The organism is Paractinoplanes aksuensis, from assembly GCF_024137025.1.
Taxonomy (GTDB): Bacteria; Actinomycetota; Actinomycetes; order Mycobacteriales; family Micromonosporaceae; genus Actinoplanes; species Actinoplanes aksuensis.
The window spans coordinates 302,837-318,718 of the sequence record NZ_JAMYJR010000003.1; the positions used below are offsets into that span (position 1 = coordinate 302,837).

Annotated in this window: 15 protein-coding genes; 13 read left to right on the forward strand and 2 right to left on the reverse strand. The window is 69.3% G+C overall.

Annotated elements, in window-relative coordinates; translation table 11 throughout:
• Positions 1-5: 5 nt before the first annotated feature.
• The 10 genes from M1L60_RS05745 to M1L60_RS05790 all read left to right on the forward strand — a co-directional run bounded on the left by M1L60_RS05745 (position 6) and on the right by M1L60_RS05790 (position 10,094).
• Entirely contained in the window at positions 6-965 is a 960-nt protein-coding gene (locus M1L60_RS05745; RefSeq protein ID WP_253236495.1) for a tRNA (adenine-N1)-methyltransferase, read from the forward strand.
• Between the two features lie 93 nt (positions 966-1,058).
• A complete protein-coding gene (locus M1L60_RS05750; RefSeq protein ID WP_221379373.1) occupies positions 1,059-1,649 on the forward strand; it encodes a hypothetical protein in 591 nt (196 codons plus the stop codon).
• A 340-nt stretch (positions 1,650-1,989) separates the two neighbouring features.
• Positions 1,990-3,771, forward strand: a complete 1,782-nt coding sequence (arc, locus tag M1L60_RS05755) for a proteasome ATPase (protein WP_253236225.1) — start codon at positions 1,990-1,992, stop codon at positions 3,769-3,771.
• A 60-nt stretch (positions 3,772-3,831) separates the two neighbouring features.
• Complete coding sequence (locus M1L60_RS05760) at positions 3,832-5,046, forward strand: acyltransferase family protein (RefSeq protein ID WP_253236226.1); 1,215 nt, start codon at positions 3,832-3,834, stop codon at positions 5,044-5,046.
• Positions 5,047-5,093: 47 nt separating this feature from the next.
• On the forward strand, positions 5,094-6,611 hold the full coding sequence (gene dop / locus M1L60_RS05765) for a depupylase/deamidase Dop (protein WP_369077209.1): 1,518 nt from the start codon (positions 5,094-5,096) through the stop codon (positions 6,609-6,611).
• A gap of 79 nt (positions 6,612-6,690) precedes the next feature.
• Complete coding sequence (locus tag M1L60_RS05770; RefSeq protein WP_203379875.1) at positions 6,691-6,906, forward strand: ubiquitin-like protein Pup; 216 nt, start codon at positions 6,691-6,693, stop codon at positions 6,904-6,906.
• A 4-nt stretch (positions 6,907-6,910) separates the two neighbouring features.
• The gene (locus tag M1L60_RS05775; protein WP_253236227.1) at positions 6,911-7,597 is read left to right on the forward strand and encodes an endonuclease VII domain-containing protein; all 687 of its coding nucleotides are present in this window, start codon (positions 6,911-6,913) and stop codon (positions 7,595-7,597) included.
• Positions 7,516-8,355, forward strand: a complete 840-nt coding sequence (gene prcB / locus M1L60_RS05780; RefSeq protein ID WP_253236228.1) for a proteasome subunit beta — start codon at positions 7,516-7,518, stop codon at positions 8,353-8,355. Before M1L60_RS05775 ends, prcB begins: the two co-directional genes overlap by 82 nt.
• Before the next feature lie 54 nt (positions 8,356-8,409).
• Positions 8,410-9,291 carry a proteasome subunit alpha gene (prcA, locus tag M1L60_RS05785; protein ID WP_253236229.1) on the forward strand — a complete coding sequence of 294 codons (882 nt, stop codon included), beginning with the start codon at positions 8,410-8,412 and terminating at the stop codon, positions 9,289-9,291.
• Between the two features lie 32 nt (positions 9,292-9,323).
• Positions 9,324-10,094, forward strand: a complete 771-nt coding sequence (locus M1L60_RS05790; protein ID WP_253236230.1) for a TspO-related membrane protein — start codon at positions 9,324-9,326, stop codon at positions 10,092-10,094.
• Positions 10,095-10,401: 307 nt separating this feature from the next.
• Here the strand turns inward: M1L60_RS05790 and M1L60_RS05795 are convergent, their stop codons facing one another.
• Positions 10,402-11,334, reverse strand: coding sequence for a dTDP-glucose 4,6-dehydratase (locus M1L60_RS05795; protein WP_253236231.1), 933 nt, complete (start codon positions 11,332-11,334; stop codon positions 10,402-10,404).
• Between the two features lie 64 nt (positions 11,335-11,398).
• On the opposite strand from M1L60_RS05795, the gene pafA reads away from it, so the two are divergent.
• The 3 genes from pafA to M1L60_RS05810 are packed head-to-tail and all read left to right on the forward strand — an operon-like array spanning position 11,399 to position 14,906.
• Positions 11,399-12,757: a Pup--protein ligase gene (gene pafA, locus M1L60_RS05800; RefSeq protein ID WP_253236232.1), complete on the forward strand. Its 1,359-nt coding sequence runs from the start codon at positions 11,399-11,401 to the stop codon at positions 12,755-12,757.
• Positions 12,754-12,900, forward strand: a complete 147-nt coding sequence (locus M1L60_RS05805) for a hypothetical protein (RefSeq protein ID WP_253236233.1) — start codon at positions 12,754-12,756, stop codon at positions 12,898-12,900. The genes pafA and M1L60_RS05805 overlap by 4 nt, the downstream gene beginning before the upstream one ends.
• A gap of 38 nt (positions 12,901-12,938) precedes the next feature.
• Positions 12,939-14,906 carry an alpha-1,4-glucan--maltose-1-phosphate maltosyltransferase gene (locus M1L60_RS05810; RefSeq protein ID WP_253236234.1) on the forward strand — a complete coding sequence of 656 codons (1,968 nt, stop codon included), beginning with the start codon at positions 12,939-12,941 and terminating at the stop codon, positions 14,904-14,906.
• Here the strand turns inward: M1L60_RS05810 and M1L60_RS05815 are convergent.
• Positions 14,901-15,845, reverse strand: a complete 945-nt coding sequence (locus M1L60_RS05815; protein ID WP_253236235.1) for an RNA polymerase subunit sigma-70 — start codon at positions 15,843-15,845, stop codon at positions 14,901-14,903. The genes M1L60_RS05810 and M1L60_RS05815 overlap by 6 nt on opposite strands.
• Positions 15,846-15,882 lie beyond the last annotated feature (37 nt).

Sequence of the window (15,882 nt, forward strand, 5' to 3'; positions counted from 1 at the left end):
TGACCATTTCGCCAGTCACCGACGTCGTCGACGAGTCGCAGCCCGCGCACCGCGGGCCGTTCCGGGCGGGCGACCGCGTCCAGCTCACCGACCCCAAGGGTCGCATGCACACGATCGTGCTCGAGCCGGGCAAGTCGTTCCACACCCACCGCGGCGCGCTCGAGCACGACGCCCTGATCGGCCTGCCCGACGGCAGCGTCGTCACCTCCACGGGCAGCACCGCCTACCTCGCGCTGCGCCCGCTGCTCAGCGACTACGTGCTGTCGATGCCGCGCGGCGCCCAGGTCATCTACCCCAAGGACGCGGCGCAGATCGTCGCGATGGGCGACATCTTCCCCGGGGCCAAGGTGCTCGAGGCGGGCGTCGGCTCGGGCGCGCTGACCTGCTCGCTGCTGCGCGCGGTCGGCACGAGCGGCGAACTGCACTCGTACGAACTGAGGGACGACTTCGCGGCGATCGCCCGCAAAAATGTGGAATCGTTCTTCGGGGGCCCGCACCCGGCCTGGCACCTGCACTCGGGTGACGTGGCGAGCAACCCCGAGACCGGTTTCGACCGGATCGTCCTCGACATGCTGACCCCCTGGGAGGCGCTCGACATGGTCGAGAAGGCCCTCGTCCCGGGCGGCGTGTTCATCGGCTACGTGGCCACCACCCCGCAGCTGTCCGAGCTGGTCGAGGCCCTGCGCGAGCGCGGCGGCTGGACCGAGCCGCGGGCCTGGGAGTCGCTCGTGCGCGACTGGCACGCCGAGGGCCTGGCCGTCCGGCCCGACCACCGCATGATCGCGCACACGGCGTTCCTGGTCTCGGCGCGCAAGCTGGCGCCCGGCGTCACGGCCCCGCCGCGCCGCCGCAAGCCGAGCAAGGGCGCCGAGGCGTACGCCCTCAAGCGCGCCGCCCAGGCCGCGCTCGCGGCCGCCGCGGAAGAGCCGCAGGACGCCCCGGACGACCGCTCACCGATCGAATGACGCCTCCTGGCTCGTGGATGTGACGGGGCGCTCAAAGTTCGGGTAGCTTCCAGTTCGGCAGTGGCACGGCTCGGGGAGGATCGGGTGGGCGCGATGAGTTCTCCGCCGTTCGGCGGCAGCAACGAGATGCCGGCAGTCTTCCCCGACTGGTCGCCCTACCAGGATCTCGACTCCGCGGCCCGGGCCTACCTGCGCGACCCCGAGGTCGCCCTGGACGCGCTGTTCGGCGTGCTGCGCGGCGCCTCCGTGCTGTGCTTCACGCTCGAGCGCTTCGTCAACGAGGTCAACGGCGTCTGGCAAGAGGTCGTCATCTGCGACGGCAGTCGTCTCGTGCTGTGGCACGGGGAGGATGTGGCGCCCGGTGACGGCCCGGTCGGCTCGATGACCTCGTCGTTGCGGGTGGTGCCGCTGTCCACGGTCACCGAGGTCGGCTGCCGGCGGCGGCTGACCCGCACCAGCAACGGCCAGGCGCGGGTCGACAGCATCGACGTCTACCTGCTGCTGAGCTCCGTCGACGACGCCGTCCCGCCGCCCGGCATGGACGAGGGGGAGTCGCGCGCGACCATCCGCCACGACGCCCTGCGCTTCGGCAAGACGCTCGACGACGGGGGTCCGGGACAGATCGCGCGGCTCGAGGAGTTCTCGCGCGTGGTGGCTTCTCTGGTGGGGCGTCCCACTTTGTAGCCCGCGACACAGGTTTCGTGCCTGTGACTTTTTTCTGGAGTTTCCGGCCCCGGCATCGAGGCTTGTCACCTTTCGGGGGAACGGCTTCCGCGTACGCCGGAAAGCCCCCGCCAGGCGGTCCGTGCGGGGCGCAAACGTGCTGGCCTGGGCGTTGACGGTCCCCGATCGGCCCCGCCGCCCGAGGGGAAGCCGCCGACCGTACCGGAACCCACCGACAAACTCCTTGCGCACACCGGCCGAATGGATCAAGACTCGGTGACGAGGGTGTTGCATGGGTCGAAATCCGGCCCGCAGCGGCTAGTGTTATCCCAAGACGTTCGAGCCCCCGGGGAGGTGGGACGTGGCACGCAGCGACGAGGCGGACAACCGCGCCGCACGTTGGGAAAAAGAGGCCAACGATCTCTCCAGCCAGGTCGCGTTCCTTCAGGAGGAACTCGCCCTCGTTAGGCGGAAGTTGACCGAGAGCCCACGACACGTCCGGCAGCTCGAGGAACGGCTCGCGGCAACGCAGGCGCAGCTGGCCCGACTGACCGAGAACAACGACCGGCTCGTGGCGACCTTGAAGGAAGCCCGGGCCCAGATCGTCACTCTCAAGGAAGAGATTGACCGGCTCGCCCAGCCGCCCAGCGGCTACGGCGTATTCCTGTCCGCACATGAGGACGGCACCGTCGATGTCTTCACCGGCGGTCGCAAGCTCCGCGTGGCGGTCTCCCCGTCCCTCGAGGTCGAGGAGCTCCAGCGCGGGCAGGAGGTGCTGCTCAACGACGCCCTGAACGTGGTCGACGCGTTCGGGTTCGAGCGCACCGGCGAGGTCGTCACGCTCAAGGAGGTCCTGGCGGGCCCCGACGGCGAACGCGGCGACCGGGCCCTGGTCGTCTCGCACGCCGACGAGGAGCGGATCGTCTCGCTGGCGGACTCGCTCGAGATCAGCAAGCTGCGCGCCGGCGACTCGCTCATGATCGAGCCGCGGTCCGCGTACGCCTACGAGCGCATCCCCAAGAGTGAGGTCGAGGAGCTCGTTCTCGAGGAGGTGCCCGATGTCGACTACACCGACATCGGTGGCCTGCACTCGCAGATCGAGCAGATCCGCGACGCGGTCGAGCTGCCGTTCCTGCACGCCGACCTGTTCCGGGAGCACCAGCTGCGCCCGCCGAAGGGCATCCTGCTCTACGGCCCGCCCGGCTGTGGCAAGACCCTGATCGCCAAGGCGGTCGCCAACTCGCTGGCGAAGAAGATCGCCGAGCGGCGCGGGGAAGAGAAGCACACCAGCTACTTCCTCAACATCAAGGGCCCGGAACTGCTCAACAAGTACGTGGGTGAGACCGAGCGGCACATCCGCCTGGTCTTCCAGCGGGCTCGTGAGAAGGCCGGCGAGGGCACCCCGGTGATCGTGTTCTTCGACGAGATGGACTCGATCTTCCGCACCCGTGGCTCCGGTGTCTCCAGCGACGTCGAGAACACCATCGTTCCCCAGCTCCTCAGCGAGATCGACGGCGTCGAGGGCCTGGAGAACGTGATCGTGATCGGCGCCTCCAACCGGGAAGACATGATCGACCCGGCGATCCTGCGTCCCGGCCGGCTCGACGTGAAGATCAAGATCGAGCGTCCGGACGCCGAGGCCGCGAAGGACATCTTCGGCAAGTACATCCTGTCCGACCTGCCGCTGAGCACCGACGACCTCAACGAGCACGGCAACGACCGTGACGTGACGGTCGCCGCCATGATCGAAGCGGTAGTGCTCCGGATGTACACCGAGACCGAGGAGAACCGCTTCCTCGAGGTCACCTACGCCAACGGTGACAAGGAAGTCCTGTACTTCAAGGACTTCAACTCGGGCGCGATGATCCAGAACATCGTCGACCGCGGCAAGAAGATGGCCATCAAGGAGTTCCTGACCTCCGGCAAGAAGGGGCTGCGCCTGCAGCACCTGCTCGACAGCTGCGTCGACGAGTTCCGCGAGAACGAGGACCTCCCCAACACCACCAACCCGGACGACTGGGCCCGCATCTCCGGCAAGAAGGGCGAGCGGATCGTCTACATCCGCACGCTCGTCTCCGGCGGCAAGGGCGCCGAGGCCGGCCGCTCCATCGAGACGGCCAGCAACACCGGTCAGTACCTGTAGCAGTCGTTTCGAGACGCGGGCCGGGGGTTTCCCCCGGCCCGCGTTCTCGTTGCACTGCGCATGAGACGCCTGGACTGGCTCGATGCTCTGCGGGGCCTGGCCGCGATCACGGTCGTGCTGTTCCACCTGAGCCCGCAGGTGCTCGGCAACGAGGCGCACCTGGCCGTCATGCGCCACATCGACCTGGGCAAGTACGCGGTGCTGCTGTTCTTCGTGGTCAGCGGCTACGTCATCCCGATGTCGCTGGAACGGCACGGCTCGCTGCGGCGCTTCTGGATCGGCCGGCTCTGCCGTATCTATCCGGCCTACCTGGTCACCATCGGTCTGTTCGCGCTGCTCGCCACGGCCGGACTGCTGCACTGGCAGGCGTCGCTGCGGGCTGAGACCACGGCCGGGGTGCTCGCGCACGTCACGATGCTGCCCGACCTGGTTGGGGTGCGCGGCGTGGTCCGGGTGTTCTGGACCTTGTCGTACGAGATGGTGTTCTACCTGGTGGTGGCCGGGCTGTTCGCGGTGCGGGCGCATCGGCACAGCGCCTGGTACGCGGCCGGGCTCGGGCTCGCCGCGGGGCTGCCGCTGCCGGACTCGTTGTTCGGGAACTCCTGGCCGGACCGTCGCGTTCTGGCCGCCGTGCTGGTGCTGCTGGTGGGGTTGACCTTGATCTTGCAGGTCAAGGGGCTCATGGTGGGGGCCATCGGCATCGGGTTCGTGCTGCTGCCGGCGCTGAACGGGCACCCGAGCGCGGCCAGCACCGTCAAGTCGTCGGGCCAAGGGCTGCTGTTCCTCGCCGTCATGTTCGCCGGCACGGTCGTCTACCGGTGGCAACACCGGCAGATCGGGCGGGTCCCCGCATTCGTGGCGCTGGCCGTCGTCTCCAGTGCACTCATCGCCGATCAAGGGGCCAACACCGCCCTCGCCGTGATCGGCACATTCGTTCTGGCATACATTTTTCGCAAGCACGCGGCACCCCAGGGGCTCACCTGGCTGGGCCGGATCAGTTACTCGCTGTACCTGCTGCACGTCGTGGTCCTGTTCCTGATCCCGCGCCTCGTCCCGGATCTCGGGACGCAGACGCTGCCGATCAGGGTCGCGGCCGGGGTGGCGTACGTGATCGTCGTTCTCATGCTGGCCGCGATTTCCTACCGCATGGTGGAACAACCGGGACTGGCGCTCGGACGGCGCCTGACCTCGAAGATCGACCCCCCTCGCTGCTTCCGCACCGAGCGTGCCGCGCCGGGCACCGGGCGGGGCGATATCACGCCTCGGAGCGTCTAGGCTCAATACATGAGCAACAGGGGCAACGTGGCGGGCGGGATGGTCGCATGAGCGTTCGACGGATTATGGGCACCGAGGTCGAGTACGGCATCAGCGTCCCCGGGCAGCCCGGCGCCAACCCGATGGTCACCTCGTCCCAGGTGGTCAACGCGTACGGCGCGCGGCCCGAGCTCAACCGCAACGGCCGCGCCCGGTGGGACTACGAGGAAGAGTCGCCGCTGCGCGACGCGCGCGGCTTCACCTACTCCGGCGCCGCCTACGACCCGGCCGACGCCCTCGCCGACGAAGACCTCGGCCTGGCCAACGTCATACTGACCAACGGCGCCCGCCTCTACGTCGACCACGCCCACCCCGAATACAGCACCCCCGAGTGCACCAACCCGCTCGACATCGTCAAGTGGGACAAGGCCGGCGAGCGCGTGATGGCTGAGGCCTCCCGGCGTGCGGCCACCATTCCGGGCACCCACCGCATCCAGCTCTACAAGAACAACACCGACAACAAGGGCGCCTCGTACGGGTCCCACGAGAACTACCTGATGCGGCGGCAGACCCCGTTCGCCGACATCGTCGCCCACCTCACGCCGTTCTTCGTCACCCGGCAGCTCTTCACCGGCGTCGGGCGCGTCGGGCTCGGCCAGGACGGCAGCGGCGCCGGGTTCCAGATCTCGTCCCGCGCCGACTTCTTCGAGGTCGAGGTCGGGCTCGAGACCACGCTCAAGCGGCCCATCATCAACACCCGCGACGAGCCGCACGCCGACGCCGACAAATACCGCCGCCTGCACGTCATCATCGGCGACGCCAACCTGTCCGAGATCGCCACCTACCTCAAGATGGGCACCACCTCGCTGGTGCTCAACATGATCGAGGAAAAGGTGTTCAGCGGCGACCTCGGCATCGCCGACCCGGTCAGCGAGCTCAAGGCGGTCAGCCACGACCCCACGCTGAAGCACCTCATGCGGCTGCGCGACGGGCGCAAGCTCACGGCGCTCGACCTGCAATGGGCGTACTACGAGCGGGCCCGTGAGTTCGTCGAACAGCGCGGCATCGACGACGGCGACGAGCAGACCCTCGACATCCTCGACCGGTGGGAGGACGTGCTCGACAAGCTCGGGCGCGACCCCATGGAATGCGCCGACAGCCTCGACTGGGTGGCCAAGCTGCGGCTGCTCGAGGGGTACCGCGAGCGCGAGAACCTCGGGTGGTCGTCGCCCAAGCTCCAGCTGGTCGACCTGCAGTACGCGGACGTGCGGCCCGAGAAGGGGCTCTACCACCGGCTGGTGGCGCGCGGGTCGATGAAGACGCTGCTCGAGCCGGACGACGTGCAGCAGGCGATGAGCGAGCCGCCGGAGGACACGCGGGCCTACTTCCGGGGCCGGTGCCTGGCCCAGTACGCGTCCGAAGTGGTCGCGGCCAGCTGGGACTCGGTCATCTTCGACGTCGGGCGCGAGTCGCTCGTGCGGGTGCCGATGATGGAGCCCGAGCGGGGGACCAAGAAGCACGTGGGTGCGCTGTTCGACAAGTGCGAGAGCGCCAAGGATCTGCTCGAAGTCATCACCGCGCGCTGAGTGGTTTTGTCACAGGCGCGAGGTAGGTTTTTCTCAACCCGCAGCGCAGGCTTCGGGTTGGCGCAGAAGGGGGACACCGATGGCAACTCGGGACACCGGCGGGCAGTCGCAGTCGGGCAAGGGCCGGCAGGACGAGCAGATCGACGAGACCACCACTGAAGCCAACCCTGAGGTAGCCGAGCGGCACGCCGAAATCACCGAGGACGTCGACGACCTCCTCGACGAAATCGACTCCGTTCTCGAGGAGAACGCAGAGGAATTTGTCCGCGGCTACGTACAAAAAGGGGGTCAGTGAGGATATGTCCGATTTGCCGGAACGGGGGGTCGGCGTTCGGATGTGTCGGGACTGCGGTGCGATCAAGCCGCTCACTGAATTCCACGTAAGTCCAAAGCGCAAAGGTGGGCGCGGCAGCTATTGCAAGCCGTGCTTCAACGAGCGCTCGAAGAAGAGCTACGCCAAGCGGTTACTTGAGCGTGAAGGCCGTCAGGTCCGGGAGAATGTTCCGGTACCTGACGGCCACCGCCATTGCCCCGACTGCGACTCGGTGAAGCCGCTCGAAGCGTTCCCGAGGAGTAAAGCGGGGCGAGGTGGCCGCGGTGGGTACTGCAAGCCGTGTCACAACGCCCGTGGGCGGGAGTCGAAGCAGCGGCTCTATGGTGGCACGCGCGAGTATCACCTCCGCGCCCGTTATGGCATCGGTCAGGTTGAGTTCGACGACCTGTTGTGGCGGCAGGGCAATGTGTGTGCGATCTGCCGCGCGCCTGACCCTCAACACGTCGATCACGATCATCGCACCGGCGCTGTGCGCGGGATATTGTGCTTCAACTGCAACGGCGGCCTGGGACAGTTCCGGGACAACCAGCACTACCTGGCCGGCGCGATCGAGTATTTGAAGGGGACCACGTGGCAAAGGACTTTGATCCATCCGGGCGTGTACCGGATTACTACGTCAATGCGGGAACGTCCTCCTTCACGCAGTTCCTGACACACGCTTCGCCCGAGCTGCTGCCGGGCCGTCGCCCGCTGCCGCCCGGTCTGTCGGCCGACATCGCGCCGCACGGCACGACGATCGTGGCGATCGCCACCGCCGAGGGCGTGGTTATGGGTGGCGACCGGCGCGCGACGATGGGCAACCTGATCGCCAGCCGGGACATCGAGAAGGTGCACCCGGCCGACTCGTACTCGCTGATCGGCATCGCCGGGACGGCGGGTATCGGCATCGAGCTGATGCGGCTGTTCCAGGTCGAGCTGGAGCACTACGAGAAGATCGAGGGCACGATGCTCTCGACCGACGGCAAGGCCAACCGGCTGGCCGGCATGGTGCGCGGCAACCTGGGCGCGGCCATGCAGGGCCTGGCCGTGGTGCCGCTGTTCGCGGGGTACGACCTGTCGCCGGCCGATCCGGCCAAGGTGGGGCGCATCTTCAGCTTCGACGTGGCGGGTGGCCTCTATGAGGAGACCGGCTACGACGCGATCGGTTCGGGTTCGCTGTTCGCGAAGTCGGCCCTGAAGAAGAAGTACCGTGCCGGTCTGAGCACCGACGACGCGGTCCGGCTGGCGGTCGAGGCGCTGTACGACGCGGCCGACGACGACACCGCGACCGGTGGGCCCGACCTGACCCGCAAGATCTTCCCGGTGGTCATGTCGGCGACGGCGAACGGCACGCACCGGCTGACCGAGGCCGAGATCATCGCGGTGGCCGAGCAGGTCGTGGCCGGGCGCATGGAGAATCCGGGCGGCTGAGTCCGGTTGTTGGTAGCAGCCGAATTCACCAGGGACGAGAGGGAGTAGCCACCCGTGGCCATGCAGTTCTACGCATCACCCGAGCAGGTCCAGCGTGACCGTTCGGAGTACGCCCGTAAGGGCATCGCCCGCGGCCGTTCCGCCGTGGTGCTGACGTATGAGGGCGGCATCCTGCTGGTCGCCGAGAACATCACGACGCTCCGCAAGATCAGCGAGATCTACGACAAGATCGGGTTCGCGGCGGTCGGGCGGTACAACGAGTTCGAGTCGCTGCGTCGGGCCGGTATCCGGATGGCCGACGTCAACGGCTACAGCTACGACCGGCGCGATGTGACCGGGCGGTTCCTGGCCAACGCGTACACGCAGACGCTGGGTGCGATCTTCACCGAGACGCAGAAGCCGTACGAGGTCGAGATCTGCATCGCCCAGGTCGGTTCCTCGCCGGAGACGGACGAGCTGTACCGCATCACGTACGACGGTTCGGTGATGGACGAGCCGGGGTTCATGGCGATGGGCGGCCAGGCCGAGGCGATCTCGAGTGTGCTGCGGGAGGGCCACGACCCGGCGGCCGATCTGCCGACGGCGCTGGCGCTGGCCGCGAAGGCGCTGGGCAGCGTGGGCGGCGAGAACGGGGCGACCCGCAAGCTCGACTCGAAGCAGCTCGAGGTGGCTGTGCTCGACCGGCGGCGCAAGGGCCGCGCGTTCCGGCGTATCCACGGGCAGCCGCTGATCACGCTGCTCGAGGGCCTGGAGACTGTGGCCGAGAAGGATCTCGGCGACGTGGACGCGGCTCCTCCGCCTCCCGCGGCCGACGGCAAGCCCACGGTGTCCGCCGCGTCCGAGCAGGACGTGGCCAGCAAGCCGGCGGCGACCGACAAGCCCGAGGCGGCCGACCCGGCCGAGCCGGCCGACGGCGTCAACGGCGACGGTTCCTGACGTGATCATGCCCCCGGTGGTAGACCGGGGGCATGACTGACAACGTTCGTTCTCTCGCGCTCGCTTCGTCCTGCGCGGCTTTCGTGGCCGTGCCCTGCCTGGGTGCGCTGTTCGGCCGCGGTGAGCAGACCGGCCGCTACGACACGGTGATCACGCCGCCCGACTACGCGTTCGCGGTGTGGGCCCCGATTTTCGCCGGCTGCGCCGCGTCGACGATCGCTCAGTGCCGGCCCGGCGGCCGGGGCGATCCGATGAGCCGCCGCACGGGGTGGCCGCTGGCCGGGGCCTATGCGGTGAACGCGGCCTGGTCGCTGGCTGCCCAGACCGATCGGTTCCGGCTGACGCCCGCTCTGCTGCCGCTGGCTACCGCTTTCGCCGCTGCCGCGTACGGCCGGGCCCAGCGGGTGGGCGCGGCAGCGCGGCCGGTCTTGCCTTTCAGCACGGGCCGGGCTCGGCGGATCGGTGCCGCCTCCACGCCGGCCGTCGTGACGCCCGTGAGCACGGGCCTGCTGCTCGGCTGGACGGCCTTGGCCAGCACGGTCAACCTCGCGGCGGGTGTCGTGGCGGCCGGCGTCCCCCAGCGCGATTCCCGCCTCGTCGCAGCATCGACGGCGGCGCTGCTGCTGGCCTCGGCCGCGGTGGCCGGGGGAGTGGCCCGCAGCCGCCGGGGCGCCCGGCCGCTCGCGCTGGCGTCCGCGTGGGGCCTCGCCACGACCGCGCTGACCCGCACTCGCCAACCGGTGGTGCGCTGGGCCGCCGCTACCGGCTCAGCAGCCATCACAGCCGCCGCGATTCGCACCTGAGTGCTTGCCGCCCGGCTGTGTGCTGGGCGGTTGTCATGGGCGCAGTGGCTATTGCGGCCGTTGCGATTCGCACTTGAGCGCCCGCCGCCGGTATCGGCTGGACCGACTGCGGCCGCCGGCTCATCAGCTATCGCAGCTGGTGGGGAGGGCTGCCGCTCGTGTGGGGCGACGGCGCGCCGCAGCCGTGGAACCCGAGCGCGCTGGGTCGCAGCTGCCGGCGGAGCGATGGCGGCGGGCGCTTCATGTTGACGGGTCATGTTGACGTGTTGATTGGGTGTATCAACATGTACGGACGTCAACATGAGCGCTACGGGAGCAGGGGGCGCCACCAGCCGGGGTTGTCGCGGTACCAGCCGACGGTGCTGGTGAGGCCGGAGGCGAACTCGACGTGGGGCCGCCAGCCCAGGTCGTGGCGGATCTTGTCGTCGTCGAGGGCCTGTCGCGCGTCCTCGCCCGGCGGGGCGGGCACGATGTCGATGCTGTCCCAGGTCGCGCCCAGCTCTTCGAGCAGCAGGGCGGCCAGGTCGCGGTGGGCCAGCTCGATGCTGCCGGCCACGTTGTAGACCTCACCCGCCCGCCCGTCGGCCAGCACCAGCGCCACCGCCCGGATCAGGTCGTGGACGTGCAGCCAGTCGCGGGCCGACGCGCCGTGCAGGGCGGCCCGGCCGCCCGTCAGCACCGCCGTCACCAGGCGGGGGATCAGGTTCTCCGGGTGCTGGTGCGACCCGTACGCCGGGCTGGGCCGCACGACCAGCACCGGCAGCCCGTGCGTGCGGTGGGCGGCCAGCACCAGCAGGTCGGCCGCGCCCTTCATCGCCGCGTAGGGCGACGTCGGCGACAGGGCCGCGCGCTCCGCCCATGCCCCCGCCGGGATCGACCCGTACACCGAGCCCGTCGATATATGCACAAATCGGGCCACTCCGTGTCGGAGTGCCGCGTCCAGCAGGACCGTGGTGCCGACCACCGTCGAGGTCACGTCGGCCTCGGCCGCGAAGTGGACGACCGTGTCGTGGCGGCGCACCACCACCTCGGCCAGGGCCGGATCAGCCACGTCGCCGGGCACGAAGTCGAGCCTCTTGTCGTGGGCCACCGGGCCCAGATTGGCGAAGTTCCCGGCGTACGTCAGCTTGTCGAGAACCGTGACTCGCGCGCCTTCCAGGCCCGGCAGCCGGCCGGCCAGCATCGCGCGCACGAAGTGCGAGCCGATGAAGCCGGCGCCGCCGGTGACCAGAACGTTCATCCGTAACGACTCTACCGGCGTCGGGTGACTGCCAATGGATGGCTTATGCGGCTAGTGTTTCGTCATGGAACGGCGAATTTTCGGCCTCGAGACCGAGTACGGCGTCACGTGTACTTACCGGGGGCAGCGGCGGCTGTCTCCCGACGAGGTGGCCCGCTACCTGTTCCGCCGAGTGGTGTCCTGGGGACGCAGCAGCAACGTTTTCCTCCGTAACGGCGCCCGCCTCTACCTCGATGTCGGTTCCCACCCGGAATACGCGACGCCCGAGTGCGACTCCGTGACCGATCTCGTCGCCCACGACCGGGCCGGCGAGCGGATCCTCGAGGGCCTGCTGGTCGACGCCGAGAAACGGCTGCACGACGAGGGCATCGCGGGCGAGATCTACCTGTTCAAGAACAACACCGACTCCGCCGGCAACTCGTACGGCTGCCACGAGAACTACCTCGTGTCCCGCCACGGCGAGTTCGGCCGGCTCGCCGACGTCCTGATCCCGTTCCTCGTGACCCGTCAGCTGATCTGCGGCGCCGGCAAGGTGCTGCAGACCCCGCGCGGCGCCGTGTTCTGCCTGTCGCAGCGGGCCGAGCACATCTGGGAGGGTGTCTCCAGCGCGACGACCCGCTCCCGCCCGATCATCAACACCCGCGACGAGCCGCACGCCGACGCCGAGCGCTACCGCCGTCTGCACGTCATCGTCGGCGACTCGAACATGAACGAGGTGACGACGCTGCTCAAGGTGGGCAGCGCCGACATCGTGCTGCGCATGATCGAGGCCGGCGTGGTCATGCGCGACCTCTCGCTCGAGAACCCGATCCGGGCCATCCGCGAGGTCAGCCACGACGTCACCGGCCGCCGCAAGATCCGCCTGGCCAACAACAAAGAGGTCAGCGCGCTCGAGATCCAGCAGGAATACCTGGCCAAGGCGACCGAGTTCGTCGAGCGCCGCGGCGGCGACCCGACGGCCAAGCGCGTCGTCGAGCTGTGGGGCCGGGTGCTCAACGCCATCGAGAGCGAGAACCTCGACCCGGTCGCCCGCGAGATCGACTGGGTCTCGAAGTACAAGCTGATCGAGCGCTACCAGGCCAAGCACCAGATCCCGATGAGCCACCCGCGCATCGCCCAGCTCGACCTGGCCTATCACGACGTGCGCCGGGGCCGCGGCCTCTACGCGCTGATGGAGAAGCGCAAGCAGGTCGATCGCATCTCCAACGACCTCGAGATCTTCGAGGCCAAGGAGACGCCGCCGCAGACCACCCGGGCCCGGCTGCGCGGCGAGTTCATCCGTCACGCGCAGGAGAAGCGGCGCGACTTCACCGTGGACTGGGTGCACCTGAAGCTCAACGACCAGGCGCAGCGCACCGTGCTCTGCAAAGACCCGTTCCGCGCGTACGACGAGCGGGTGGAACGCCTGATCGCCAGCATGTGAGGCGGTCCGACAACCGCCGCGACCGCATCCGGGCCGAGATCCGGCGCAACCGAGAGGGCGGCCATCGCATCCCGACGTGGGTGCTGGCCGCGCTCCTCGGGGTGATCCTGCTCGGCTGGGTTCTTCTGATCGTCATGTCGTAGCCCTGCGGGGTGCCGCGACATCGTTTAGCGTGCCCCGTATGAGTGGTCGGATACCCGTTGTCGGTGTCAGCCCCGTTGTGGACAATGCGAGCCGCCCGGTCAAGTCGGTGCCGGCCGAGGATTTCGACGTCACCGCGACCGTGTTTCGTGAGGGGCACGACGCGGTGAACGCCACGCTGGTCGTCACCGACCCGACCGGGCGCGCCCACCATCAGCCCATGACCAGGATCAGCGCCGGGCTGGACCTGTGGTCGGCCACCATCGGCGCCGACCGGACGGGCCGGTGGTCGTACCGGGTCGAGGGCTGGTCCGACCCGTACGGCACCTGGAACCACGACGCTGTCATCAAGGTCGGGGCCGGGGTCGACGTCGAGCTGATGCTCGAGGAGGGCGCGCGCGTCCTCGAACGGGCCGCGGCCGAGGTGAAGCGGACGCCGGAGCAGGCCGAGGTGCTCGCGACCGCGATCGACGGCCTGCGCGACCCGAAGTTGCCGGCCGAGGTGCGACTGGGCGCGGGCCTCACCGCCGACGTACGGCGCGAGCTCACGGAACGGCCGCTGCGCGACTTCGTCTCGGCCAGTGCCGACCATCCGTGGCTGGTCGAGCGGGAACGGGCCCTCCACGGCGCCTGGTACGAGATGTTCCCGCGCTCCGAGGGCGCGACTTTCGACGAGACCACCGGCCGCTGGACCAGCGGCACGTTCGCCACGGCGGCCGAGCGCCTGCCCGCGATCGCCGCGATGGGCTTCGACGTCGTCTACCTGACCCCGATCCACCCGATCGGCCGGGTCAACCGCAAGGGTCGCAACAACACGCTGACGGCCGAGGAGCACGACCCCGGTTCCCCGTACGGCATCGGGGCGGACGAGGGCGGCCATGACGCCGTGCATCCCGACCTCGGCACGTTCGACGACTTCGACGCGTTCGTGGCGCGGGCCGGCGAGCTGGGGCTCGAGGTGGCGCTCGACCTGGCCCTGAACTGCGCGCCCGACCACCCGTGGGTGGCCGCGCACCCCGAATGGTTCACGACCCGCGCCGACGGTTCCATCGCCTATTCCGAGAACCCGCCGAAGAAGTACCAGGACATTTATCCGCTCAACTTCGACAACGACCCCGAGGGCCTGTACGCCGAGCTGCGCCGCATCGTGCAGGTGTGGATCGACCACGGTGTCGGCATCTTCCGCGTCGACAACCCGCACACCAAGCCGCTCGAGTTCTGGGAGCGGCTGATCGCCGACGTGGCCACCGATCACCCGGAGATCATCTGGCTGGCCGAGGCCTTCACCCGGCCACCGATGATGCACAACCTGGCCAAGGCCGGGTTCCAGCAGTCGTACACGTACTACGCCTGGCGGCACACCCGGGCCGAGATCCAGGAGTACTGCGCGGAGCTGGCCGGGCCCGCCGCGGCCTACATGCGCCCGAACTTCTGGCCCACCACCCACGACATCCTCACCCCGTTCATGCAGCAGGGCAACGAGAGCACGTGGAAGATGCGGGCCGCCCTGGCCGCCACGCTGTCACCGAGCTACGGCATCTACGCCGGCTACGAGTTGATGGAGAACGTGGCCCGGCCCGGGGCCGAGGAGCAGATCGACAACGAGAAGTACGAGTACAAGAACCGCCGTTGGGCCGAGCAGGAAGGCCGGTCGCTCGCCCCGTACCTGACGAAGGTCAACGAGATCCGGCGCGCCCACCCCGCCCTGCGCCGGCTGCGCAACCTGCGGTTCCACCACGCCGACGACGAGAACGTGCTCGTCTTCTCCAAGGCCCGCCGGCTCTACGACCGCGACGACGTGATCATCGTGGTGGCCAACCTGGACCCTCGCCACAGCCGCGACACGTGGATCCACCTGACCATGCCGGAGCTGGGGCTCGAGTGGCACGACGGCTTCGTGGCCCACGACCTGATCACCGGCGCCCACTGGAACTGGGGTCAGCACAACTTCGTGCGCGTCGGCCCCGACACCGAGCCCGTGCACATCGTCCACGTGCAACGGTCATGACGGGAAGCGCCCGGCCAGCCTGACGTCGTGGAACCGGGCGATGGCCTGAATCCGGTCGCCGGCCAGGGTCAGGACGATGATGCCGGCCGGGCCCTCGGGGAAGGACGCCGTGAACGCGGGCTGGCCGTTGGCCCGGGTGGGCGTGAGCGCCAGGCCGCGGCCGTCGGCGTGGGCCGTGCTCGCCCGCAGGAAGGCGGCCACGGAGTCCCGGCCGTGGTACTCGTGCCGGGCCGGCGGCATGCTCAGCCAGGCTTCGTCGGTGAGCAGTGCGACGACGCCGTCGACGTCGCCCGCGGTGAAGGCCTCGGCAAATCGGCGGGCAACCCCACTTGCTTCAGTACGGGATGAGTCGCGCGGGCCGGGGGCCGTGGCCCGGGCCCGTTGCAGGGCGCCCTTGACCGCGGCCTCGGTCGTGCCGAGCATCGCGGCCACCTCGGGCGCGGGATAGCCGAGCACATCACGCAGGATCAGCACCGCCGCCTGGCGCGGGGGCATGCGCTGCAGCGCCACGATGAACGCCAGCTCCACGGCCTCCCGGGTCTCGTAGCGGGCGTCGGGCCCGGGCGAGCGCTCCGGCACGCCTTCCAACAGATTTTCGGCGTACGGCTGAAGCCAGGTCACCTCGCCCAGCCGGCTCGGCGCGGGTGTCGCGAACGGCGGCGTGGGTTCCGGCGGCCCGCGGCGTCCGGCGCGCAGCGCGTTGAGGCAGCGGTTGGTGGCGATCCGATAGAGCCACGTACGCAGGGAGGCGCGGCCCTCGAACCCGGGCAGGCCGCGCCAGGCCGCGAGCATCGTCTCTTGCAGCAGGTCCTCGGCGTCGGTGAGCGAGCCGAGCATCCGGTAGCAGTGCAGCAGCAGTTCCGGCTCGTGGGGCGCGGTCAGCGTGCGGAACGCGTCGCCGTCACCGCCGCGGGCCCGGTCCAGGGTGGCTCGATCCACCCGGAGATCGTGCCACGCGACCGTTCCGATCCCGTCG

Bases quoted from the DNA above. Each gene is read 5' to 3' on its own strand.
- pafA (WP_253236232.1), top strand. From the start codon at position 11,399: ATGGAACGGCGAATTTTCGGCCTCGAGACCGAGTACGGCGTCACGTGT.
- dop (WP_369077209.1), top strand. From the start codon at position 5,094: ATGAGCGTTCGACGGATTATGGGCACCGAGGTCGAGTACGGCATCAGC.
- M1L60_RS05795 (WP_253236231.1), bottom strand. From the start codon at position 11,334: ATGAACGTTCTGGTCACCGGCGGCGCCGGCTTCATCGGCTCGCACTTC.
- M1L60_RS05750 (WP_221379373.1), top strand. From the start codon at position 1,059: ATGAGTTCTCCGCCGTTCGGCGGCAGCAACGAGATGCCGGCAGTCTTC.
- M1L60_RS05790 (WP_253236230.1), top strand. From the start codon at position 9,324: ATGACTGACAACGTTCGTTCTCTCGCGCTCGCTTCGTCCTGCGCGGCT.
- M1L60_RS05775 (WP_253236227.1), top strand. From the start codon at position 6,911: ATGTCCGATTTGCCGGAACGGGGGGTCGGCGTTCGGATGTGTCGGGAC.
- M1L60_RS05810 (WP_253236234.1), top strand. From the start codon at position 12,939: ATGAGTGGTCGGATACCCGTTGTCGGTGTCAGCCCCGTTGTGGACAAT.
- M1L60_RS05770 (WP_203379875.1), top strand. From the start codon at position 6,691: ATGGCAACTCGGGACACCGGCGGGCAGTCGCAGTCGGGCAAGGGCCGG.
- M1L60_RS05760 (WP_253236226.1), top strand. From the start codon at position 3,832: ATGAGACGCCTGGACTGGCTCGATGCTCTGCGGGGCCTGGCCGCGATC.